At 45.7% G+C, this 405-nt stretch carries 1 protein-coding gene; it reads right to left on the reverse strand.

The window, feature by feature from the left end:
- Nucleotides 1–405, reverse strand: a 405-nt coding sequence (locus A3763_RS06150; RefSeq protein WP_156494963.1) for an alpha/beta fold hydrolase, incomplete at both ends; no start/stop codon positions are given.

The raw sequence follows: 405 nt of genomic DNA on the forward strand, positions 1-405 counted from the left end.
TTTTGATTTGCGAAGCCTGCTTGCGTAGCTTAGTAACTGCCGATAAATACTCTGTAAACCAACGTGCACTAACCTTACCGTGATTAAATGGGTCTGTGGCATAAGCGGCAACAACCTCGGGATCAGAACACACCACACTTGCTTCTATGGGATGAGCAAGACTGAGTCTAGGTAGAAAGAAACTCATTGTATTGCCAATAACACGCGTAAACCACGGGACAGCAATTGAAACATCAGCCGCTGGCCCACTTAAGGCTACACCACTGAATCGGCCAGGATACTCTAACAAGTGGTGCAAACTAATCATTCCACCCATCGAATGACCAAGTAAATATTGCTTTTCTTCCATGACTGTAGAACGCAGTGTTTCCAAGTCTTGCGCGTAGTCACTCCAACGCCTTACAT

The organism is Oleiphilus sp. HI0128, from assembly GCF_001635365.1.